This window comes from Pseudomonas sp. TUM25319 (genome assembly GCF_056388475.1).
Window position 1 is genome coordinate 2,843,692 of sequence record NZ_CM150751.1, and the last position, 22,456, is coordinate 2,866,147.

Here is a 22,456-nt window from a genome sequence, read left to right on the forward strand (position 1 = left end):
GCAAGGGAGCGATTATGCGTGGCCGGGCGGAAGAAATATACCAATTGACACAATTCTAACGACTGTAATAAATATAACGAGTGTAATAAATCAACCCATACGGTCAGCCCACCCCATGACAACCCTGCACACTCCCGAACTTCCCACCCCGAACCCCGTGCGTGTCGCTCCCGGCAAGCGCAGGGCCCGTCTGCTCGCGATCGTCCTGGCGATTGCCGCTGCCCTGGCCTGGACGGTGCATTGGTGGAGCGTGTCGCGCTTCCTGGTGGACACTGATGATGCTTATCTGGAGGCGGACAGTGTGGGTGTGTCGCCACGGGTGGGCGGCACGGTGGCCCAGGTGTTCGTCGAAGAGCACCAGCACATCGAGGCCGGCCAGCCGCTGGTACGGCTCGACGATCGTCGTTACCGCGCCGAGTACGACCAGCAGGCGGCGCTGATCGCTGCCCGGCGTGCCGAGATCGCCAACGGCGAGGCGCAACTGGCCGAGCGCCGCGCCGCCGTGGATCAGGCCCAGGCTCGGCTGCGTGGCGAGCGTGCCAACGCCGAGTACAGCGCAGGCCAGGTCCGCCGCTATCAACCCCTGGCCGACAGTGGCGCCGAACCTCGCGAGCGCCTGGAAGAACTGCGCAACGTCGCCCGCCAGGCGCAGAGCGCCGAGGCCGCGCAACAGGCGGCGGTGGAACTGGCGCAACGGCAACTGACCAGCCTGCGGGCGTCGATCGCTCAGGCCCGCGCCCAGCTCGATTCCGCCGAAGCGGCCGCCGCCAGGGCGCGTCTCGATGTTGACGACAGCATCGTCTACAGCGCGGTCGCCGGCCGCGTCGGTGACCGCGGCGTTCGGGTCGGCCAGTACGTGCAGCCCGGCTCGCGGCTGATGACCGTGGTGCCGGTGGAGCAGGCCTACATCACCGCCAACTTCAAGGAAACCCAGCTTGATCGCCTGCAGCCCGGGCAGCCGGTGAGGATCCGCGTCGATGCCTGGCCGGGCGCCCGCGTCAGCGGCCGCCTGGAAAGCCTGGCGCCCGGCACCGGTGCCCAGTTCGCCCTGCTGCCGCCGGACAACGCTACCGGCAACTTCACCAAGATCGTCCAGCGCGTGCCCGTGCGCATCCGCCTGCTGGAATCTAGCCTGCCACCGGGCACCCTGGTGCCAGGGCTGTCGGTCCATGTCGAGGTGGATACCCGTGGCTGAGCCCTTGCCCGCACCGGGCGCGCCCGCCAACGCCAGCCGCGCCGACTGGATCGCCGTCGCCGCCGGTGCCCTCGGCGCGCTGATGGCGACGCTGGACATCTCCATCACCAACTCGGCACTGCCACAGATCCAGGGCCAGATCGGCGCCACCGGCAGCGAAGGGACGTGGATTTCCACCGCCTACCTGATGGCCGAGATCGTCATGATTCCGCTGACGGCCTGGCTGACCCGGGTTTTCGGCCTGCGTACCTTCCTGATCGGCAACGCACTGCTGTTCGTGTTCTTTTCCATGGTCTGCGGCTTTGCCGACAACCTCACCCAGATGATCATCGGCCGCCTGGGCCAGGGCTTTGCCGGCGGGGCGATGATCCCCACCGCGCAGGTGCTGGTGGCGACCCGCTTGCCACGGCACCAGATGCCCATCGGCATGACGGTGTTCGGCCTCACGGTCCTGCTCGGCCCGTTGCTGGGACCGGTGATCGGCGGCTGGCTGACCGAGAACATCGACTGGCGCTGGTGCTTCTTCCTCAACCTGCCGGTGTGCGCGGCGCTGGTGCTGATGCTGGCCTCGGGGCTGCCGCCGTCCCGCGCCGAATGGCGGCGCTTTTTCCAGGCCGACTGGCTCGGTATTGCCGGCCTGACCCTGGCCCTGAGCGCGCTCACCGTGGCCCTGGAGGAGGGCCAGCGCGAGCGCTGGTTCGAGTCGTCGCTCATCGTCGGGCTGTGCCTGGCCGCCCTGGCCGGTGCGCTGTTGCTGGGTATTGCCCAGTTCACCGCGCGCGAGCCGATCCTGCGCCTGCGGCTGTTGGCCAACCGGCATTACGCCGCGGTGATCGTCATTGTGTTTCTGGTGGGCGCCGGGCTGTATGGCGTGGCCTACCTGCTGCCGCAGTTCCTCAGTGGCGTGACCGGCTACAACGCCCAGCAGTCCGGCGCGGTGATGCTGATGTCGGGGCTGCCGGCGTTTCTGGTGGTGCCGCTGCTGCCGCGCCTGCTGGCCCGCTATGACGCTCGCCTGCTGGTGGTGGCCGGCATCCTCGCGCTGTCGCTGAGCTGTTACCTGGCTACCGGCATCACCGCTCGCAGCGCCGGCCACGATTTCATGTACTCGCAACTGCTGCTGGGCGTCGGCCAGTTGCTGGCGATGATGCCGCTCAACCAGCTGTCCATGAGTTCGGTGCCGCCGCAGCAGGCGGGCGATGCCGCCGGGCTGTTCAACATGGCGCGCAACCTGGGCGGGTCGGTGGGGCTGGCCTTGCTCGGCACCTTTCTCGACCGGCGCACCAGCATTCATGACGACACCCTGCGCGAGGCGGTAACAGCCGCCTCGGCCACCGGCCAGGCGCATATCGCCGGCCTTCAGGAGCGTTTTTTCGGCGACCACCTGGACGCCGTCACCGCCCATCTCCAGGCCCTGACCAGCTTCGCCCAGCAGATCCGTCTGCAGGCGGTGGTACTGACCTACATCGACACCTTCCAGGCGCTGGCGCTGACACTGCTGCTCTGCGTGCCGCTGGCCTGTCTGCTTCGCAAGGCGCTGCCCGGCGCCCCCGTCACAGGACACTGACCCATGACCACCCGTTTCCTCCGCAGCGCCTTGCTGCTGTCTGCGTACGTCCTGGCCTTGCCGGGCTGCAGTGTCGGCCCGGACTATCAAGGTCCGCCCAGCCCCTTCGCCGAAGCCCTGAACGCCGCGCAGTTGTACCGCGCCGCCAGCCCGGCCACCCCGCAACCGGCGCTCGCGCACTGGTGGCTGGCACTGGACGATGCCGGACTGACCGCGCTGATCGACCTGGCGCTGGCTGCCAGCCCCGACCTGGACATTGCCCGTGCGCGGATGCGCCAGGCCTACGCCGGCTTCGAAGGCCAGCGCAGCGACCGCCTGCCCAAGGTCAATGCCAGTGCCGCCGAGCTGCTGCGCGGCAGCGACAGCCAGCCGGTATCGCGCTACTACCTGTCGGGATTGATGGCGAGCTGGGAGCCGGACCTGTTCGGCGCCGCCCGCCGCACCAGCGAGGGCGCCGAAGCCGAAGCCCAGGCCAGCGTCGCCGAACTCGACGATGTGCGTCTGCAACTCACGGCCCAGGTGGCGCAGGGCTATCTGGAACTGCGCAGCCGCCAGTTGCGGGCCGACAAGCTGCGCCAGTCGCTGGCGCTGGAGCAACGCCTGCTGCAACTGAGTGAAGAGCGCCTGCGCGCCGGTACGGCCGGCGCCGGTGACGTGGCGCGATTGCACACCCAGGCAGGCCAGACCGAGGCCGACCTGATCGCCTTGCAGGGGCAGATCGAGGAGTCGCTGGATCAATTGGCGTTGTTATGTGGCCAGGCTCCGGGTAGTTTGGATGCCCGTTTCAGTGCCCTGGCGCCGTTGCCCCGCGTGCGCGCTGAGCCGGCGGCAGGCAGTCCCGCTGCGCTGTTGCGTCAGCGTCCCGATATCCGTGCCGCGGAACGCCGGCTGGCAGCGAGCAACGCGAAGATCGGCGAGCAGCAAGCGGCGGCATTCCCCAGGGTGTCGCTGATCGGCAGCCTCAGTTTCGCCGGCGACAGCGCCTCGGGACTGTGGAACAAGGGCAATCTCGGCTGGCTGGGCGTGCCCTACCTGCAATGGAACCTCCTGGATTTTGGTCGGAACCGACACATGGTTGAACAGGCGCAAGCCCACCACGACGAAGCCGTGGCCCAGTACACCGCCAGCGTGCTCGGCGCGCTGCGCGACGCCAATGTCGCCCTTGGCCGTTTCGGTCACGAGCGACGCCGGCTCGACGTGCTGCGCGAGGCCGAGACCGCAGCGATCCGCAGCGCCGGATTCAGCGAGCAACGCTATCGCGGCGGCAGCCGTTCGGCCCTCGACTGGCTGGATGCCGAGCGCACCCGCAACGATGCCGAGCAGCAGCGCATCAGTGCCGAGGCCCAGTTGCTGATCAGCTACGTGGCCCTGCAGAAAAGCCTCGGCCTCGGCTGGCAGAGCGAATAGGGCCGCCCATGCGCAACAGCCGGCATGACCTGATGTGGAAGCAGCTGTTGCCGCAAGCCCGGCGCAACGACGATGCCTTGCAGGTGCAGTTGAGCACCGCCTTCGTCAACGCCATTCTCGACGGTCGCCTGCTGGCCGGCAGCCGGCTGCCGTCCGGGCGCGACCTGGCCCGGCTCACGGGCGTGTCGCGCAATACGGCGGTGCTGGCCTACGAACGGCTGGTCGCCGAGGGTTACGTCGAGGCGCGCCCGCGGGACGGCTTTTTCGTCTGCTCGGCGATCCGCCCCACGGCCATCGTGAGCAGCCCGGAGCCTGCCGCCGCGCCCGGCCCGGACTGGTCGGCGCGCCTGCCGGCACAACCGGCGGACCTGCTCTGGGCCGACCGGCCAAATATCTGGCGCGAGGTGCGCTACCCCTTCGTCTACGGTCAGTTCGACCACCGCCTGTTTCCCATTCACCAATGGCGCCAGTGCAGCCGCCAGGCTCTGGAACTGCGGGCGGTGGACCGTTGGTGGCAGGAAGGCGAGGACGTCGACTCCACCCAGTTGATCAGCCAGCTGATCCGGCGCGTGCTGCCTCGCCGCGGCATTGCCGCCAGCGAGGACGAAGTGCTGCTGACCCTGGGCCGGCAGCAGAGTTTCTACCTGCTGGCGCGCTTGTTCGCCCGTGACGGGCGACGCGTGGCCGTCGAGCATCCGGGCTTCATGGACCCGCGCAACGTGTTCGCCCACGAAGGCGCCGAGGTGGTGCCGGTGCCGGTGGACGAGGAGGGCGTGCGACTCACCGCTGCGCTGGCGGACTGCGATTACCTGTATTGCTCGCCGGGCTACCAGTGCCCCACCGGCGTGACCATGAGTGCTGCCCGCCGCCACGAACTGCTGCGCCTGGCCCGGGAGCGTGACCTGGTGATTTTCGAGGACGATGACGATCCGGAAACCCAGTACGACGGCCAGGGCCAGCCGGCGCTCAAGGCCGAAGACCGCGATGATCGGGTCATCTACCTCAGCAGCCTGTCGAAACTGCTGTCGCCGGGGCTGTGCATCGGTTTCATCGTCGCCCCGGCGCCGGTGATCGCCCGCCTGCGGGCCTTGCAGCGGCTGATGATCCGGCAGATTCCCGGCAACAACCAGATCGCCACGGCGCTGTTCATCCAGCAGGGGCACTACGACCGGCTGCTGCAGAAAACCCGTGACAGCCTGGCCCACCGCGCGGCGCTGGTGGTGGAGGCCCTGCGCCGGGAACTGCCCGAGGCGCGCTTCAGCGTGCCCCGCGGTGGCGCGACCCTGTGGCTTGAACTGCCGTGGTGCCACGATGCGGTGGCCTTCTACTACGAGGCGCTGGAACAGGGCGTATTGCTCGACCCCGGTGTTGCCTTCTTCATTCGTCCCGAGGGTGAGCAGCATCGTTTCGTGCGCCTGGGCTTCGGCGCCATTGCTGTCGAGCGCATTGCGCCGGGCATCCGCGAGCTGGCACGGGTCGTCAACGCGCATCTGCGCCGTCATCGCCGCTGAAGGTTTGGCACTGCACGAAAACAGGGCTATTTGCACCATCAGTGTTCCTGTGGCAACACTTGCCTGCGGTGGTGTCTGCCAGGGCGCCGAACATTCGCCGAGGCAAGCGATAAAATCCTTTTGAATCAATGAGCTGGCTGGCTCCATAAGCTTCTGGCGCTGGCCCCATCGGCTGGATGCAAACCTGCACCGACTCCCCTGATCGCCGGCGTCATCCAGACCCCGGCGACGGACTGAACCCACAAGAGGAGGGGAGCTTTGGAATCGTTATTCGTACCACGCCGATGGAGCATCGGCCTGTTCGCTTTGGGGGTACTCAATGCCGCCCAGGCGGCCGATGCACCGGCCGGCAGCGCGGGCTTGCCCGCGTGCGCCGCCTACGACCGCGCGCTGACCCGGGCCGAGCCCGCCACCCGCCCCGTACCGGTCTGCGCCCGCATCAGCCCGGAGCTGGGCGGGCTGCGCAAGACCCTGGCCGACTACGGCGTCGGCATCACCATCACCTCCTACAACGGCTACACCTATGATCTCGGCGGTCATAACGCCAAGACCCAGGTCTACAACGGCCAGAACCCCAGCTACAACGGCTCGCTCAATCTCTACACCACCTACGATTTGACCCGCCTGGGCTTGGCCAACGACGCCCAGCTCACCCTGGCCGGGCAAGTGGTGCGCTCGACCTACGAGCCGGCCAACCCCGAGGTGTCCCAGGTCAGCGTGCTGGCGGTGAACCAGTCGTTCTTCGACCACCAGCTGGAGATCGAGTACGGCTATGTCGCCGGGGTGAAGCTGTTCTACGGCGTGGCCCTGGGCGGCAATGCCTCCACCGCGGCGCTCGGCCCCAACAGCGTGGTGCCGTTCCAGGTGGGCATGTCGGCCACGGTGCCGACCCCGACCTTCAACGTCATCACCCGCGACGCATCGCTGCGCTGGTACAACAGCGCCGCCATCACCCGCAGCGTCAGCCCCCAGGGCATCCTCGAGGACGTCAACCGCAACCCCAACGGCCTGCACTGGAAGGTGGCGGGTGCCAATCCGATGCTGATCGACGAGCTCGGCTACAAGCGGGCGGCCTCGGCCACCGAGAACGCCGTGTGGTCGCGCTTCGGCATGATGTACAACACCAGCCACTACACCGAGTTCAAGACCGGCGAGGAGTCCGACAACAACTGGGGCCTGTACTTCGCCGACACCCATCAGATCAGCAAGCCTTATGGCGACGCCCGTGGCTGGTACCTGGACACCAAGCTGGACTTCTCGCCGGACTCGGTGAATGCCATCAACAAGGCCTTCCAGGTCAGCGCCTTCAACATGGGGCCCTTCGCCAGCCGGCCGTTCGACATGGCGTCGGTTGGGTTCAGCAAGAGCTACTACAGCAAGGACCTGCGCGAGGTGTACGACGCCTACCGCATGGACAGCGTGCCTTACACCATGGCGGTGACCGGCTCCTATGCGGCACGGCTGTCGCCGGGCATCTACCTGGTCAACGGCCTGACCTGGACGAAGAATCCGGTGTTCTCACCGGACCACCCCGATGCGCTGCTGCTGCAGACCTCGCTGAACCTGCTGTTCTGACCCTTTTCCATCGCCCGCCTGCCCGCGAACGCCGCGACCGGCAGGGCCTTGCCTGTGAGCCTGACATGAACAACACCCTTGAAATCACTTCCACCGATATCGTCCTCGATGCCATGCCCGGCGACGATTACCTGGCCCTCGATGCCACCGAGATGGCGCGTCTGATGCGTGACGAAGGACTGCCACCCGGCGCCTTGCTGGGGGCAGCCCTGGAGCGGTGCGCGCAGGTCAATGGTGAGGTCAATGCGGTGGTGCTGGAACATGCCGACCATGCCGTCGAGCGCCTGCTGGCCCGGGTCGAAGACGGGACGGCGCGCCAGGGCGTCCTGGCCGGGGTGCCGATGCTGCTCAAGGACCTCAACACTTACCTCGCCGGCACCGTCACCACCAACGGTTCCTGCCTGCTGGCCGACGCGGTGGCCACCCACAGCAGTACCGTGACCCAGCGTTACGAACAGGCCGGCATGCTGATTTTCGGCAAGACCTCCAGCCCCGAGTTCGGCCTGACCACCACCACCGAATCGGCGCAATGGGGCGCCACCCGCAACCCGTGGAACCTGGCCTACAGCGCCGGTGGCTCGTCCGGCGGCGCCGCGGCGGCCGTGGCGGCAGGCATCGTGCCGGCGGCCCATGCCACCGACGGCGGCGGCTCGATCCGCATCCCGGCGTCCTACTGCGGGGTGTTCGGCCTCAAGCCCACTCGCTACCGCACGCCTCAGGGGCCGGGCCACTACGAAGGCTGGTTCGGCGCCAGTTGCGGCCATGTGGTGTCGCGCAGCGTGCGTGATTCGGCGTTGCTGCTGGATGTCAGCCACGGCCATGAGCCGGGCAGCCCCTACTGGCTGGCGCCGGTCGAGGACAGTTTCGTCGCGCAGATGCACCGCGAGCCGGGGCGCCTGCGTATCGGTCTGGTCAGCCGCAGCATGACCGGCGTGGCCCTCGACCCGGATGTGCAGCGGGTGCTGGACGAAACCGTGGCGCTGCTGGTCAGCCTCGGCCATGAGATTGAAACCATGGACCTGCCGGTCGATGCCGGGCAGGTGTTCAATGCCCATGGTGCGGTGTCCTCGACCACCTTGCTGACCGCCGTCAAGGACCGCGAGGCCGTCCTGGGCCGGCCGCTGCAACAGCATGAACTGGAACCCATCAGCCACCACCTCCTGGGCAACGCCCGCAAGACCGACGCCGAAACCCTGTTCCGCGCCCGTCGTGCGTTCGACAGCATCGGCCAGCAGATGGAGCGGGTGATGGAGCGCTTCGACCTGTTGCTGTCGCCGGTGACCGCCAGCCTGACGCCGAAACTGGAGTTGCTCAGCCTGCAGAACAGCTACGAGGACTACACCCGCGAGATCGTCGGCAGCGTCTCGTATACCGTGCTGGCCAATGTCAGCGGTCAGCCGTCGATGTCGGTGCCCTCGGGCTTTGGCCGTGAAGGGCTGCCGATCGGCATGATGTTCACCGCCGGTCGCTGCCGCGAGGGGCTGTTGCTGAGCCTGGCACGGCAATTGGAAGTAAGCCGGCCGTGGTCGCACCTGCGCGCGCCGTTGTAAGACCCTGACGGCGCCGTCCCCGGTGGACGGCGCCCCGTGCCTCAGCCCGACCCCTTGCGAGATTGCACCGATGAATACGCCACCCGGATCCTTCCGTCGGCACTACACCTTGTTCCTGTTGTTCGTGGTCTCCGCCGTCAGCCTCATCGATCGGCAGATCATGGGCGTGGTGATCGAACCGATCAAACAGGAGTTCAACGCCACCGACACGCAGATGGGCCTGCTCACCGGCCTTGCCTTCGCTGTCGTCTACTGCGTGTTTTCCCTCGGCATGGGCCGCTATGCCGACCGCAACAACCGCCGCAACCTGATCAGCACCTGCTGCGCGGTCTGGAGCGTGATGACCGCGTTGTGCGGCATGGCCGGCGGCTACTGGACCCTGGCCCTGGCCCGCCTTGGCGTGGCCGTGGGCGAGTCCGGCAGCGGCGCCGCTTCGATGTCGATGATCGCCGACCTCTACCGCCCGGCCCAGCGCGCCAAGGCTATCAGCGTGTACATGCTGGCACCACCGGTGGGCACCTTGCTGGGGCTCAGCGTCGGTGCCTGGATCACCTATTACTACGGCTGGCGCGAAGCCTTCCTGTGGATGGCGGTGCCGGGGCTGGTGGCCGCCGTGCTCCTGCGCCTGACCGGCAACGAGCCGCGGCGTGGCCACTGGGAAGCCTTCCACGACGGCGGCCATGAAGGGCAGGGCGAAAGCGTCTGGCGCGTGCTGGGCGATGCCTGTCGCTCCGGGCCGTTCATGAGCATCGTCGTGGCCGGTGCCCTGCTGGCGTTCGCCGGCTACGCCTTCGGCATCTGGAGCTCGGCGTTCCTGGTGCGCAGCCATGGCCTGTCGATCAAGGATGCCGGCGCCGTCATGGGCCTGGCAGCGGGGCCGGGGGCGATCATCGGCTCGCTGTCCAGCGGCTGGCTGACGTCGCACCTGGCCCGGCGCGACGTGCGCTGGCAACTGGGTATCCCGGTCATCGGCTCGTTGCTGGCGATGCCGCTGGCGATTGCGGCGGTGCTGTTCCCGGCAACCGATCCCTGGACCCTCGGCAGCCTGGTGGTGCCGCGGGCCACGCCGTTCATCTTCGGCATGTCGGTGTTCGGCATGTGGTGGATGGCGCCGAGCTACACCGCCGTGGCGCAGATGGTCACGCCTGGCCGCCGGGCGACCCTGATCGCCTTCTACAACTTCGGCATCATGGCCCTGGGCGCCGGGCTGGGGCCGCTGGTCACCGGCATGCTCAGCGATGCCCTGACGCCAAGCCTGGGCAGCGATGCCCTGCGCTGGGCGTTGGTGGCGAGCGCAGGGGCCTATGCGCTGGCGGCGCTGTTGCTCATGCGGACCCTGGGCGGGTACGCGCGCAGTTCACAGGTTGCAATGGGCCAGGTGGCGGCGGGCTGAATCCGCCACGCAGGGGCGCCGGTCAGAGGGCGCCCAGCATCTGCTGCACCTGCTGCATTTCCCACTGGCTCATGAACTCCACCGGATTGGTGCCGTAGGGATGGGTGGCGTCGTAGACATAGGCCGCGCCCTCGGGTTCGTAGCAGCGCTCGCAATGGGCCAGCGCCTGGTCTTCCTTGTGCAGGGTGAAGACCCACCCATCCACTTCCACGGTCATCAGGCCGCTTTGAATGTCCGGCCAGCGTTGTTCGCCAATGCGACGCATGGGACGGATGCCCTGGGCAATGTCGCGCAGGATCTGGTAGGCCTCGCGAGGGGTGAGGGTCTTGCTGTTCACGATCAGTCGACATCCGCTGAATTTCGCCCGGCAGGGTACAGGAGCGCCCGGTGGCGTTGCCAGTACCGCTTGACTCTTCCCCATGGGGGAGACTGTAAGGTCGCCGATTCCAGGGATGGTTCAGCACAAGGAGTGGAAATGGGCACGACATGTCTGGTGACGGGCGCCAACGGGCATCTGGGCAACACGCTGGTCAGGGCGTTGCTCGCGCGGGGGTATCGGGTTCGGGCGGGCGTGCGTGATCTTCACGACAGCGCGCCGTTCGAAGGTCTCGATTGCGAGCGGGTCTACACCGAACTGCTCGACGAAGCCGCCCTGCTCAAGGCGCTGGAGGGCGTCGAGGTGTTGTTCCAGGTGGCGGCGGTGTTCAGGCATTGGGCCCGGGATCCGCAGGCGGAGATTGTCGAGCCGAACGTGCAGGGCACCCGTCGTGTACTGGAAGCGGCGGCGCGGGCGGGTGTCAGGCGGGTGGTGTATGTCAGCTCGGTCGCTGCCGTGGGCCATGACGGCACCGCGCTGGACGAGCAGGTCTGGAACGATGAGCGCGACAACGCCTACTACCAGTCGAAGATCCTCGCCGAACGCATGGCCTGGCGCACGGCCGAGGCGCTGGGGCTGTGGATGGTTGCGGTGCTGCCGTCGGCGATGATCGGGCCGAACGCGGCCCGGCTGACCGACACAATGGCCTTTCTCGAATCGGTACGGCGGCGCCAGGTTCCGCTGGATCCGGGGTTTCATTTCAACTTCGTCGATGTGCGCGATGTCGCCGAGGGCGCGATCGCGGCCGCCGAGCAAGGCCGGGCGGGAGAGCGCTACATCCTGGCCAACGAACGCTCCTCGTCGCTGGGCGAAATGCTTCAGGTGCTGTCGCCGGGAGCACGCAAGCCGCTGCCGGCGCCGCGTTGGCTGCTGCTGGTACTGGCCTGGCTGCAGGAGCGAGTGGCGCGACTGACGGCACGGCCGGCCCGGCTGTTGCTCAGTCAGGTGCGGATGTTCCATGGTGTGCGTCAGGAGTACAGCATTGCCAAGGCCAGGCGCGAACTGGGCTTCAGTCCGCGATCACCGCAGGCGGCCCTGGCGTCGGCTTTCGCTTATCTTGAAACGAGGTCCTGACAACGAGGTGGCCGATGCGCCGTGGCTGTGAACTGCTGTTGCTGCTTGCCCTGCTGCTGGCGAGCGCTCGTGCGCTGGCCGGGTGCAGCGAAGTGGCCAGCGCCGATTGCCTGCGCGCGTTCGAACTGCCGGGCCCGGCGGGGCGCATGAGCTATTACGCATCGGACAGCGTCGCCGCGCCGCGCTCGGTACTGCTGGTGATGCATGGTCACCCGCGCGATGCCAATCGCAGTTTCGAGGCGGGCTTGCTGGCGGCTCGCGGGGCAGGGCGGCTGGGCGACACGCTGGTCATCGCACCGATCTACCAGGTGCCGGATGAGCGTGCCGCCAGGTGCCAGTCTCCCGACGTGCCGTCCGCCCAGGCCGGCGATGCCGTGTGGACCTGCGGCGGCTGGCTGGCGGGCGAGCCGTCGCTGGGGGCGCATCCGATCGGTGCTTTCGCTGCCCTCGATGCGCTGGTGGCGGAACTGGTGCGGCGCTGGCCGAGCCTGCGCGAAGTCACCCTGGCCGGGTTTTCGGCGGGGGCGCAGATGCTCCAGCACAGCATCGGTTTCGCGGCCGATCCGCCGGCGGGCGTGGCGTTGCGCTACGTGATCGCCGATCCGGGGAGCTGGCTGTATTTCGACCCGGTGCGGCCGGTGCCTCCGGTGGATTGCCCCGGCTATGACGACTGGAAATACGGGGTGCGTGCATTGCCGGTGCATCTTGGGCGCAGTGCGCAGCAGGCCCGCGAGCGTTATATCGCAGCGCGGGTCGATTACCTGGAAGGGGAACGGGACAGCAGTGCGGCCAAGGGCGCGTTCTACCCGATCCTCGACAAGTCCTGTGCGGCCATGGCCCAGGGACCGTTTCGCCTGCAGCGGGGGCTGGCGTTCGTCGAGTACGAGCGCACGGTGCTCAAGCCTCCGCAGTCCCGGCGGATGGTGGTGGTGCCGGGCTGCGGGCATGATGTGCGTTGTGTGTTGCCGGCCGGGGCGGCGCGGGAGGTCGTGTTCGGGCGCTGATGGCTCCATCGCTGCGGTGGGGCGCGCAGCGGCCCCAGAATCTGTCTATGCGGGGGTGTCAGGCTGATCGGGAACTCAGGGTTTACGACGGCTGCGCCGCCGTGCGTGACGGTTCGGCGCCCCGACAAGCTCCTACCGGATACGCTCCGCTTTGACACCTGCAGGCAGCGCAAGACCGTTGTTGCCACGGGGATTTCTTACACCTTGTGGGAGCTGGCTTGCCAGCGATGAGGCCGCCCGCCACGGCGCAAAGGTCGTTGAGCACCCGTCTGGACTTATCCTGACAGGGCACAATGGGAGGCAAGACCTTTTCCCCACCAATCGGAAGCGAACCAAAGAGTTGGGGCTACAATCGCCAGTAAAATTGAAGCTTTCAAATAGGGTCTGACTCGGATAAGTGTCTTTATTTTTTACGGCTGCCAGCAGTTTGTTCAACGGCAAATCATTAACCGCATTTTTAATCTGTGCGGGTGGCTTCGCTCCGTCAAGCTGGCCGGATGGCCAGCTTGACTACCATTGTCGTGAAAATTCTTGAAATTTTACTTGTGCTCAGACTTGACGGGAGAACAGCTTTCGACACGCTTTCCTAGGTAGGTCATCCCGACCCACACCTCTCCCGACTGGTACCACCTCAATGGACCTCCCGAAAACTCAAGGTCGTAAATAACCGTCTCACCAATCAGCTCGCCGCTCTGATGGTTATACAGACGAAAGAAGCCGGGTGCCTCCCAAGAGGAGAACCATCGAGCTTTGCCATCGTCATTTGGAGGGTATTCAACGTGGAATATGTCGGGCAGTAGCCAGAATGGCTTGAAGGCCTGTACGCGGGTGCATCCATCGGGACTGATAACGGGTTCTCCCGATGGAGAGGCGAGGCCTTTTTCCCACCACTCGGAAGCGAACCATAGAGTTGGCGCTACAATCGCCAGTAAAATTGAAGCTTTCAAATAGGGTCTCAAGATGTATGGCTCGGATAAGTATCTTTATTTTTCACGGCCGCCAGCAGTTTGTTCAACGGCAAATCATTAACCGCATTTTTAATCTGTGCGGGTGGCCTCGCTCCGTCAAGCTGGCCGGATGGCCAGCTTGACTACCATTGTCGTGAAAATTCTTGAAATTTTACTTGTCCTCAGACTTGACGGAAGAGCAGCTATCGACACGCTTTCCTAGGTAGGTCATCCCGACCCACACCTCTCCCGACAGATACCACCTCAATGGCCCTCCCGAAAGTTCAAGGTCGTAAATAGTCGTCTCACCAATCAGCTCGCCGCTTTGATGGTTATACAGACGAAAGAAACCGGGTGCCTCCCAAAAGGAGAACCACCGAGCTTTGCCATCGTCATTTGGACGGTATTCAGCGTGGAATATGTCTGGAAGTAGCCAGAATGGCTTGAAGGCCTGTACGCGAGTGCATCCATCGGAACTGATGACAGGTTCTCCCGATGGAGAGGCGAGGCCTTTTTCCCACCACTCTGAAGCGAACCAGATTCCGATCACAGTGACTGCTACAGCAGCTGTTTTTTTCCAGATAGAGGTCAAGGCAGTACGTCCAGATCAATTGTTCTGTCTAGCTTTCTCCAGAGAATGTCCGAGTAGATGACGTAGTCGCCACCCATGCTGGTTTTGGCTCTGTAATCTCTGAAATGACCGTTTCGCACGAGAGCGAACTCATCGGTTGCCCATTTGTAAATCGATTGTCCGCTCGGGATGGCTGCTCTAAGCATTTCGTTTTTGGTAAGGATTTTGTTTTCTGTCCATATCCCCAGGAACTGAATTCCATTGAAGTCGTAGTGGTCTCGAATATAAAACCCCGCATATTCGACTTTAAAGTAGTTTCGGGTCTTCCCTGTTTCGCAATCCTGCTCTGTAAAGGTTTTCCCTACTACGCCAACCTTCAATGTGGCTGAGCCCAATGCTCCATACATATCGTCAAGTGGATCTTCCGTACTTCCAAAGGGTGCGTAGTTAAGCTGAGAGAGTGCGTCCATTTCTCTTGCAGAGTGCGAAGTTGAGCCCAGACTAACAATATCGCCTTCCTTCCAACCGAGCTCGCGGAGTAAATCCCTGAGCCTTCTAACAGCATTTGGTGTCGCAAGCCTGGACTCGGCCTCTTTAACTGCGGCTTGACAGCGTTCGTACCCCATCGCCCAACTCATTTTTACGAGATGTTCATCGCACTGCGCCCGCGACAGTTCCATCGGCGCCGGTTGGCCGTGGTCTTCTTTCCACTCCTCCGGCATCTCCCACGCCGGACTATCAAACCACCGCTGCATCAAAGCAGCCGACGTATGCCAACCCATCTCCCGCATCGCCACCGGAACCTTGGTCAACGGCAAGGCATCGATCACGATCTGCTTCGGCTTGTGCCGCCCTCCGGGCAAGGTATCGAAAGTGGCGCCTTCCAGCAGGAACAGGGCATCCGGACCCAGCGCGGTGGTTTGTTGGAAATCTTTCAAGGACATGGGGCGTTACTCCAGAACAGGCGAGGGGGCGGAAATGGCGAGTTGTGCACTGAAGGGCGCGGGGCTGGTGCCGATATTGCTGAAGCCTTCTTCATTGAGATGGCTTTCGGCGATCTGCTCGCCGTTCAGCAGCAGGACGTAGCTGTGCAGGCTGCACGGGAGGCGGCGCTGGTTGATGAGCTGGAAGCAGCCGCTGCAATCCTCTGAACCGGATAAGGCAGGTGCCGGTGCGGAGCTGGTACGGGCAGCACTGGCAGAAGCACTTGCTGGCTGACTGACGGTTGACCAGGCGCCTGCCGGTGCCGCCGCTGGACTCTCGTTCTCATAGGTGGTGTAGGTCCAGGTGTGATACAGGGTTGCTCTGCATGGACAGCCGCTGACGCTGTCTAGCGTGCCCGCCACGGGTATGTCGGAGCTGGAGATAAAGGACACGCCCCCGAGAATCGGGTAGGTGAGGCCGGTGACCCCACACGTGACACTATCGCCCTCACGGGCATGTTCGATGCCCATCATGGTGATCAGGTTGTCGGAGCCGATGACCTCGCCGCCACAACTGGTCTTGTCACCGCGGCGTATGAAATATCCAACCATTGCTGCATTTCCTCTGGCTTGGGAAATCGAGTCGTACTCGAAGACAGGCAAGGGCCTGCGATGACCTTCCTGAGTTCTGAAGGTATGCAGGCCGACCGGCGAGAGGATGGAGAGGATAAAAAGCGGGGTATGTAGGACCTGTCTGATTAATCAGCAGGAAATGGCTCTATGTGTTTTTGCGTGAAGAGGCGGGTGGTCCTTTTTGCCTCGCCAGGGCAGATGGATAGACCCACCTTTGTCAGGTCACCGTGGAGCGCGCCGGGCGGTACGACACCACCCTCCGGCGTTCGGTCGGTCGTGCCACCGCCTGCAACGCCGGCCGGCCGTAGAACAGCAGCGCCGTCACCCAACTGGTCAGCCAGACCACGATCCCGGCCCAGAAGGTGTGCGACATGTAGTGCCAGCCCTGCAACACGCGGGTGGTGCCGTAGATGAAGCCCACCACCAGGATCGCCACCAGCAGCTTGCGCGCATGGATCCAGCGATGGCGCCGGGCCACGAAGTACAGCGCCAGCAGGGTGAAGCCGCTGGACGCATGCCCGCCCGGCCAGCAGCGCCCATCGCCGGCCTTGTCCAGCAGGCTGAAGTGCTCGAACCATTCGAGCTTCGGCTGGGCGCCGCCGTACAAGGTGGTTTCCACCGGGCAATACACGCCGGTGTGGCTCTTGAGGTAGTGAATCACCCCGGTGCACAGGGCGAAGGCCACCACCACGAAGACGAAGTCACGGCGGTGATGCGCGGTGAAGCGCAGCAGCGGGGCGATCCGGGCTTTTTCCAGCAAACGTCCCGGCGCGGTCCCGGCAAAGCGTCCGAGCAGCGGCCAGAGCAACGACAGCAGCATGCCGACGATGGCGGCCTCGCCGGTCCAGTCTGGCAGGATGCGCGGCCATTTGTGGGTCAATTTCTCGAACAGGGGATCGTGGAAGAACAGGAACTGGCCGCTGGCCGGGTCGATCAGCCGATCGCTGATCCAGCGGTCGAGCCCGGTCAGGTCGAAGCACAGGAAGGTCACCAGGGCCAGCCCCAGCGGCAGGCCCAGGTGGGTCAGGTAGAAGGCGGTGCGGGTATTCGAGGGCATGCTTCAGCGTCCGGCATGGGCGAGGAGGTTCTGCCAGTACTCGGCGTTCATCTGCCCAAGAATCCGCGGCTTGCCGTTGCTGCCCATGGACACGAACAGGGCGCTGGCGTACTCGCTGGAGCGCTCGCCGCCGGGCACTTTCAGTTGCCGTTCGACCCGGTCGATGCAGCCGCTGTGGGTGACCAGCACCAGGTTGTGGCCGGGCTGTTTGTGGCTGAAGGCGTTACGGGCGAAGCTGCGGTCGCACTCGGCGAGCCAGTCCTGGGTCGCCACGACCTTGCCGAACAGGAAATGTGCGGTTTGCTGGGTGCGCGTCTCGGGGCTGGCGAGCAGCTCGGCATTGCGCAGGCCCAGTTGGGCGAGGCCCTTGCCGACCTCGCTGGCGGACTCGCTGCCGGCCACGGTGATGCCGGCGGGATCGCTCAGGCAGGTGTTGTCCGAGCGGTCGCAGCGCTCGGCGTGACGTATCAGGACGATGACGGCGCCCTTCGCCCATTCGGCGTAGAGGCCACTGCTCTGTTGCTCACTGCGCAAGTCCATGACCTGTGTCCGTGTGGCGTACCAGGTGGAAAAAGCGGCGACCAGGGTGAGCAGGCCTGCCGCGATGGCCAGCATCTTCGTTGACAGTCGTCGGCGTCGAGGCACATGGCGGGAGACGGTGGTGGGGTTGATTGCACCTTGCAGCATGACTCACTCCGGACAAAGGACCGGGCACCGCTGAACGGCAGGCCCTGGGAATGACGGCACTGTAGGGAGCGAGGTGTCGGAGGGCGGTGAAGGGGGTGTGAAAAATGTCTTGGGGTGGGGGGGGAGTGCCCTCAGGAAACTGGAGCTGCCGGGCGTATGCCTTTGGATCTTCAGCGCCCTTGAGATCGAGCGCCGCCCGCGCGGCGCATCGCTGGCAACGCCAGCTCCCACATTTGTTGCAACGCGCCATAGCCTGTGGGATTTGAGTTGCCCGCCTTGGGTGCTTGGCTATCCATTGCGGGGAGGCTGTTGGGCTCGACTCGATATCGCGCCGAACAAACAAGGCGATCAACCATGGCCTGACAGACATAGGTACGTTGCAACAAATGTGGGAGCTGGCGTTGCCAGCGATGCGCCGCGCGGGCGGCGCTCGATCTTGAGGGCGCTGAAGATCCCACGGCAGGCACCCGGCAGCCCCAACGCGGCCCGCCAGCAAGCCGGCTAGCAAATCCGCGGCAACTGCTCCCCCGCCAGCCAGTCCACCACCCGCCGGCCACCGAAGCGTGTGTGCATCTGCACGAAGCCGTGCCCGTCCTCGATCACGCGACCGATCTGCGCCGCGTTCCGACCCAACGGATGCGCCCGCATGGCCTGGAGCACGACGTCGGCATCCTCCGCCGCACAGATCGCCACCAGCTTCCCCTCGTTGGCCACATACAGCGGGTCAAGCCCCAGCAACTCGCAGGCCGCTTCCACCTGCGGCAGCACGGGAATCGCCGCTTCCTCGAGCATCATGCCGACACCGGACTGCCCGGCGATCTCGTTGAGGGTGGTCGCCAGCCCGCCACGGGTCGGGTCGCGCAGGACCCGCAGGCCCGGCGCCACGGCGAGCATGGCGGCGACCAGGCCATGCAGGGCGGCGCTGTCGGAGCGGATTTCGGTCTCGAACTCCAGCGACTCGCGCTGGGAGAGGATCGCCACGCCATGCTCGCCGAGGCTGCCGGACACCAGGATCACATCCCCCGGTCGCGCCCGCTGGCCGCCGGTGTCGATTCCGGCCGCGACCACGCCGACGCCGGTGGTACTGATGAATACACCGTCACCCTTGCCACGCTCGACCACCTTGGTATCGCCAGTGACGATGGCCACGCCGGCCTCGCGGGCGGCATCGCCCATGGAGTCGGCGATGCGCCTGAGGTCAGCGAGGGGGAAGCCTTCTTCGAGGATGAAGCTGGCCGCCAGGTACAGCGGCTGTGCACCGCTCATGGCCACATCGTTGACGGTGCCGTGCACCGCCAGGCTGCCGATGTCGCCGCCGGGGAAGAACAGCGGCGAGATGACGTGGGCGTCGGTGGCCATCACCAGGCGCTCGCCGGGGCTGAGCATCGGCGTCAGGGTGGCGCCGTCGTTGCCCTGGCGCAGCCAGGGGTTGTCGAAGGCGCGCAGGAAGACTTCTTCGATCAGTTGCGCCGAGGCGCGGCCGCCGGAGCCGTGGGCCATTTCGACGCGACCCTGGCGCAAGTCCAGCGGCCTCACGTAGCCGCGTTTGACGGGGGAGCGGGCATTCATGACGCATGGACCTCGATGTCTTTGTAGCGCCCGTAGGCGTAATGGGCGGCGCAGGCGCCTTCGTTGGACACCATGCACGAGCCGATCGGGTTTTCCGGAGTGCACACGGTGCCGAACAGGCGGCAATCCACCGGCTGTTTCTGTCCGCGCAGGATCGGCCCGCACTCGCAGGCCTTGTGGTCGGGCACCGACTGGTAGCGCAGGGCGAAGCGCGCCTCGGCGTCATGACGGGCGTAGGCCGGGCGGATGCGCCGGGCGCTGGCGGGCATTTCGCCGAGGCCGCGCCATTCGAAACAATCGCGCAGTTCGAAGACCTCTTCCATCAGCGCCTGCATCGGCCGGCTGCCGGCGTCGCTGACCGCACGGATGAACTCGTTTTCGACCTCGGCACGGCCTTCGTTGACCTGCTGCACCAGCATCAGGATCGCCTGCAGCACGTCCAGTGGTTCGAAGCCAGCGATCACCACCGGCTTGCGATAGCGCCGGGCGAACTCGCCGTAGGGCGCTGCGCCGATCACCACGCTGACGTGGGCCGGGCCGATAAAGCCGTCCAGTGGCACCGCCTGCTCGGCCGGGGTGTCGAGGATATGGGCGATGGCCGGCGGGGTGAGGACGTGGCAGCAGAGCACGCTGAAGTTGTCCAGGCCGCGTCGGGCAGCTTCGCGGATCACCAGGGCGGTGGGCGGCGTGGTGGTTTCGAAGCCGACGGCGAAGAACACCACCTCGCGGTCGGGGTTGGCCTGGGCGATCTTCAGCGCGTCCTGGGGCGAGTAGATCATGCGGATATCGGCGCCCCGGGCCTTGGCCCGCAACAGCGAGAGGCCGTCGGACGCCGGCACGCGCAGCGTGTCGCCGTAGCTGCAGAGGATCACCCGCTGCTCCAGGGCCAGGCGGATCGCCAGGTCGATGCGGCCGATGGGCAGCACGCAGACCGGGCAGCCGGGGCCGTGGATCATTCGCACATTAGCCGGCAGCAGGTCGCTGACGCCGTAGCGCGAGATGGCATGGGTATGGCCGCCGCAGAATTCCATGAATCGGTAGTCATGCTCGGGGCGCGCGGCAGCGTGGATGCGTTCGGCGATCTGTCGGGCCAGTTCGCCGTCGCGGTATTCGTCGATGTATTTCATGGCTGCTGCGCCTGCTCCAGTTCGTTGAACATCTCCAGCGTGCGCCGGGCTTCTTCGGGGTCGATCAGGCCCAGGGCGTAGCCGACATGGACGATCACGTAGTCACCGACGTTCACCGCGCCCACCAGTGCCAGGGAGATTTCCTTGCGGATGCCGCCGAGGTCGACCAGTGCCTGTTCGTTGTCGCGCAGTTCCACCACGCGGGCGGGGATGGCTAGGCACATGGCGGCAGGTCCTCGAGGGGTTGGGCAGTGTGGCCGGTGGAGGCCGGCCAGTGGGCGGCGACCCAGGCCTGACCGAGGGCCAGGCCGGCGTCGCCGCAGGACACGCTGTGCGCGCTGAACACGCGGCGGCCCTGATTGCGCAGGTGGTGTTCCAGGCGGGCCGTCAGCAGACGGTTGGCGAAACAGCCACCGCCCAGCAGCACCGGCAGGTCGCGGTCGTGGTGCGCCACCTGATCGGCGAGGGCGGCAGCCAGGGTCAGGTGGAACAGCGCTGCGCCTTCGCCGGTGCGGCCCTGGTCGGCCAGATCGAACAGCCGTGCCAGCAGCGGCAGCAGGTCGAGACGGCCGTCGTCGCGCCGCCACCACAGGCCCTCGACCCGTGGCGCGGGGGCATGTTGCAGGTACTCGGTGGCGTGTTGTTCGAGGGCGATGGCGGCTTCGGCTTCGAAGGCCTGGCGCAGGCTCAGGCCGAGAATACCGGCGGCAGCGTCGAACCAGCGTCCGGCGCCGCTGCTGGGCGGGCAGTTGAGGCGGCGGTCGAGCATGCGCGCCACGGTGCCGGCGGCAGAGGCGCCCACCAGCGGGCTCAGGCGCGCCGCGATCTCGTCACCACGGCCCAGCAGGTGCAGGGCTGCCGCCATCAGTCGCCAGGGTTCGCGGGCGGCGACATCGCCACCGGGCAGCGGCAAGGGCAGCAGCGTACCCAGGCGGCGCCAGGCGCGATCGTCGACCCACAGCAGCTCGCCGCCCCAGACGGCGCCGTCACTGCCCAGGCCGACGCCATCCAGCGCCAGCCCCAGTACCGGGCCGTGCAGGCCATGTTCAGCCTGCACGGCGGCGATATGAGCGTGATGGTGCTGCACCCCCAGCGCCGGTACGCCCAGGCGCGCTGCGGTGTCGAGGGCCACGCGGGTGCTGTGGAAGTCCGGGTGCAGGTCGTGGGCGATGGCCCGTGGTGGCGCTTCGGCGTGGGCCAGCAGGCGCTGCACCGAGGCTTCCAGGGCCAGGCAGTTGTCGGCCTCGCCGAGGTCGCCATGCACCGGTGACCAGATCACCTGTTCGCCCTGCAGCAGGCAGGCGCTGTTCTTCAGCCAGGCGCCACAGGCCAGCACCGGCGGCCAGATGTTGGCGCCGGGCAGGGTTTGCGCACGCAATTCAGTCATGACGGTGGCCCAGCAGCCAGTCCAGCCATTGCTGCATGCCGCTGCCATCGCGGGCGCTGAGCTGGATCACCCGCAGCCCGGGATTGACCCGGTGGGCGTACTCCAGGCACCGCGCCACGTCGAAGTCCAGGTGCGGCAGCAGGTCGGTCTTGGTCAGCAGCATCAGCCCGGCGGCGGCGAACATGTCCGGGTACTTCAGCGGCTTGTCCTCGCCTTCGGTGACCGACAGGATCGCCACCTTGGCCGCTTCGCCCAGGTCCCACAGGGCGGGGCACACCAGGTTGCCGACGTTCTCGATGAACAGCAGGCCGGCCGGCTCCTGGCGGCTCACTGGCCGCAGCGCCCCGGTAATCGTCAGACCGTTGGCGGGCGCCAGGCGCGGTGCGGCATGGCTGTGGCCCTGGTGGTGGACGGCGTCATGCAGCGGCAGCCGGGCGTAGGCGTCGGCCACCATCCGCGCATCGAGGTGGCAGCCCTTGCCGGTATTGACCTGGATCGCCGCCACGCCGGTGGCGCGGATGCGCTCGGCGTCGTTGCTGGTCTGCTGGTCGCCTTCGATCACCGCCAGCGGCAAGTGCGGGCGGCGCTGACGCAGGGCGTCGAGGGTGGCGCAGAGCAGGGTGGTCTTGCCGGAGCCGGGGCTGGACACCAGGTTCAGTGCCAGCACGTCGTGGCTTTCGAAGGCCAGGCGGTTGCGGGCGGCGTGGCGATCGTTCTCGCCGAGCACGTCCTGCTCCAGGCGGATGGTGCGCGACTGGCTGACGCCGGGCAGCGACACACCGGCATCGCCGCGGCCGTAGTGCAGGTCGCCACCGGCATTGACCACCGCGTCGGTGGGTGTGGCGGGCGGGGAATCATGGGGATGGCTACCGGAGCAGCCGCAGACGACGCACATGGCGTTTC

The 22,456-nt window shown here is 66.1% G+C and carries 20 protein-coding genes; 9 read left to right on the plus strand and 11 right to left on the minus strand.

The genetic code is table 11. The features are described from left to right. The first annotated feature begins 115 nt into the window (after window positions 1–115). The 7 genes from AC05QJ_RS13435 (at window position 116) to AC05QJ_RS13465 (ending at window position 10,198) form a co-directional block, all read left to right on the plus strand. Window positions 116–1,195, plus strand: a complete 1,080-nt coding sequence (locus AC05QJ_RS13435) for an HlyD family secretion protein (protein ID WP_476747312.1) — start codon at window positions 116–118, stop codon at window positions 1,193–1,195. Further along, window positions 1,188–2,762 (plus strand): MDR family MFS transporter, encoded by a 1,575-nt coding sequence (locus AC05QJ_RS13440; RefSeq protein ID WP_476747313.1) that lies wholly within the window; start codon window positions 1,188–1,190, stop codon window positions 2,760–2,762. The genes AC05QJ_RS13435 and AC05QJ_RS13440 overlap by 8 nt, the downstream gene beginning before the upstream one ends. A 3-nt stretch (window positions 2,763–2,765) precedes the next feature. Further along, entirely contained in the window at window positions 2,766–4,169 is a 1,404-nt protein-coding gene (locus AC05QJ_RS13445) for an efflux transporter outer membrane subunit (protein WP_476747314.1), read from the plus strand. A gap of 8 nt (window positions 4,170–4,177) precedes the next feature. After that, window positions 4,178–5,680, plus strand: a complete 1,503-nt coding sequence (gene pdxR, locus AC05QJ_RS13450) for a MocR-like pyridoxine biosynthesis transcription factor PdxR (RefSeq protein WP_476747315.1) — start codon at window positions 4,178–4,180, stop codon at window positions 5,678–5,680. A gap of 258 nt (window positions 5,681–5,938) precedes the next feature. Further along, entirely contained in the window at window positions 5,939–7,255 is a 1,317-nt protein-coding gene (locus tag AC05QJ_RS13455; RefSeq protein WP_476747316.1) for a carbohydrate porin, read from the plus strand. A gap of 65 nt (window positions 7,256–7,320) precedes the next feature. Then, window positions 7,321–8,805, plus strand: a complete 1,485-nt coding sequence (locus AC05QJ_RS13460; RefSeq protein ID WP_476747317.1) for an amidase — start codon at window positions 7,321–7,323, stop codon at window positions 8,803–8,805. A 70-nt stretch (window positions 8,806–8,875) separates the two neighbouring features. Then, on the plus strand, window positions 8,876–10,198 hold the full coding sequence (locus AC05QJ_RS13465; protein ID WP_476747318.1) for a spinster family MFS transporter: 1,323 nt from the start codon (window positions 8,876–8,878) through the stop codon (window positions 10,196–10,198). Window positions 10,199–10,220: 22 nt separating this feature from the next. On the opposite strand, the gene AC05QJ_RS13470 is transcribed toward AC05QJ_RS13465, so the two are convergent. Next, complete coding sequence (locus tag AC05QJ_RS13470; RefSeq protein WP_476747319.1) at window positions 10,221–10,535, minus strand: DUF7693 family protein; 315 nt, start codon at window positions 10,533–10,535, stop codon at window positions 10,221–10,223. 138 nt (window positions 10,536–10,673) lie between these two features. Here AC05QJ_RS13470 and AC05QJ_RS13475 point away from each other — a divergent pair, with 138 nt between their 5' ends. Both AC05QJ_RS13475 and AC05QJ_RS13480 read left to right on the plus strand, forming a co-directional pair. Then, window positions 10,674–11,648: an NAD-dependent epimerase/dehydratase family protein gene (locus AC05QJ_RS13475; RefSeq protein WP_476747320.1), complete on the plus strand. Its 975-nt coding sequence runs from the start codon at window positions 10,674–10,676 to the stop codon at window positions 11,646–11,648. 14 nt (window positions 11,649–11,662) lie between these two features. After that, entirely contained in the window at window positions 11,663–12,652 is a 990-nt protein-coding gene (locus AC05QJ_RS13480; RefSeq protein ID WP_476747321.1) for a hypothetical protein, read from the plus strand. A gap of 1,119 nt (window positions 12,653–13,771) precedes the next feature. Here AC05QJ_RS13480 and AC05QJ_RS13485 read toward each other — a convergent pair. From AC05QJ_RS13485 to hypB, 10 genes are all read right to left on the minus strand, one after another. Beyond that, window positions 13,772–14,191, minus strand: coding sequence for a hypothetical protein (locus AC05QJ_RS13485; protein ID WP_476747322.1), 420 nt, complete (start codon window positions 14,189–14,191; stop codon window positions 13,772–13,774). Next, a complete protein-coding gene (locus AC05QJ_RS13490) occupies window positions 14,188–15,114 on the minus strand; it encodes a DUF6402 family protein (RefSeq protein ID WP_476747323.1) in 927 nt (308 codons plus the stop codon). The genes AC05QJ_RS13485 and AC05QJ_RS13490 overlap by 4 nt, the downstream gene beginning before the upstream one ends. Window positions 15,115–15,120: 6 nt before the next feature. Beyond that, the gene (locus AC05QJ_RS13495) at window positions 15,121–15,705 is read right to left on the minus strand and encodes a PAAR domain-containing protein (RefSeq protein WP_476747324.1); all 585 of its coding nucleotides are present in this window, start codon (window positions 15,703–15,705) and stop codon (window positions 15,121–15,123) included. A 238-nt stretch (window positions 15,706–15,943) separates the two neighbouring features. Further along, entirely contained in the window at window positions 15,944–16,783 is an 840-nt protein-coding gene (locus AC05QJ_RS13500) for a phosphatase PAP2 family protein (protein WP_476747325.1), read from the minus strand. A 3-nt stretch (window positions 16,784–16,786) separates the two neighbouring features. After that, the gene (gene pmrG / locus AC05QJ_RS13505) at window positions 16,787–17,470 is read right to left on the minus strand and encodes a lipopolysaccharide core heptose(II)-phosphate phosphatase PmrG (protein WP_476747326.1); all 684 of its coding nucleotides are present in this window, start codon (window positions 17,468–17,470) and stop codon (window positions 16,787–16,789) included. Between the two features lie 501 nt (window positions 17,471–17,971). Then, window positions 17,972–19,006 (minus strand): hydrogenase expression/formation protein HypE, encoded by a 1,035-nt coding sequence (hypE, locus tag AC05QJ_RS13510; RefSeq protein ID WP_476747936.1) that lies wholly within the window; start codon window positions 19,004–19,006, stop codon window positions 17,972–17,974. 29 nt (window positions 19,007–19,035) lie between these two features. After that, window positions 19,036–20,166, minus strand: a complete 1,131-nt coding sequence (gene hypD / locus AC05QJ_RS13515; protein ID WP_476747327.1) for a hydrogenase formation protein HypD — start codon at window positions 20,164–20,166, stop codon at window positions 19,036–19,038. Continuing rightward, entirely contained in the window at window positions 20,163–20,390 is a 228-nt protein-coding gene (locus tag AC05QJ_RS13520; protein WP_476747328.1) for a HypC/HybG/HupF family hydrogenase formation chaperone, read from the minus strand. The genes hypD and AC05QJ_RS13520 overlap by 4 nt, the downstream gene beginning before the upstream one ends. Continuing rightward, entirely contained in the window at window positions 20,381–21,553 is a 1,173-nt protein-coding gene (locus AC05QJ_RS13525) for a Kae1-like domain-containing protein (protein ID WP_476747329.1), read from the minus strand. The genes AC05QJ_RS13520 and AC05QJ_RS13525 overlap by 10 nt, the downstream gene beginning before the upstream one ends. Beyond that, on the minus strand, window positions 21,546–22,448 hold the full coding sequence (gene hypB, locus AC05QJ_RS13530; RefSeq protein WP_476747330.1) for a hydrogenase nickel incorporation protein HypB: 903 nt from the start codon (window positions 22,446–22,448) through the stop codon (window positions 21,546–21,548). The genes AC05QJ_RS13525 and hypB overlap by 8 nt, the downstream gene beginning before the upstream one ends. Between the last annotated feature and the right edge of the window lie 8 nt (window positions 22,449–22,456).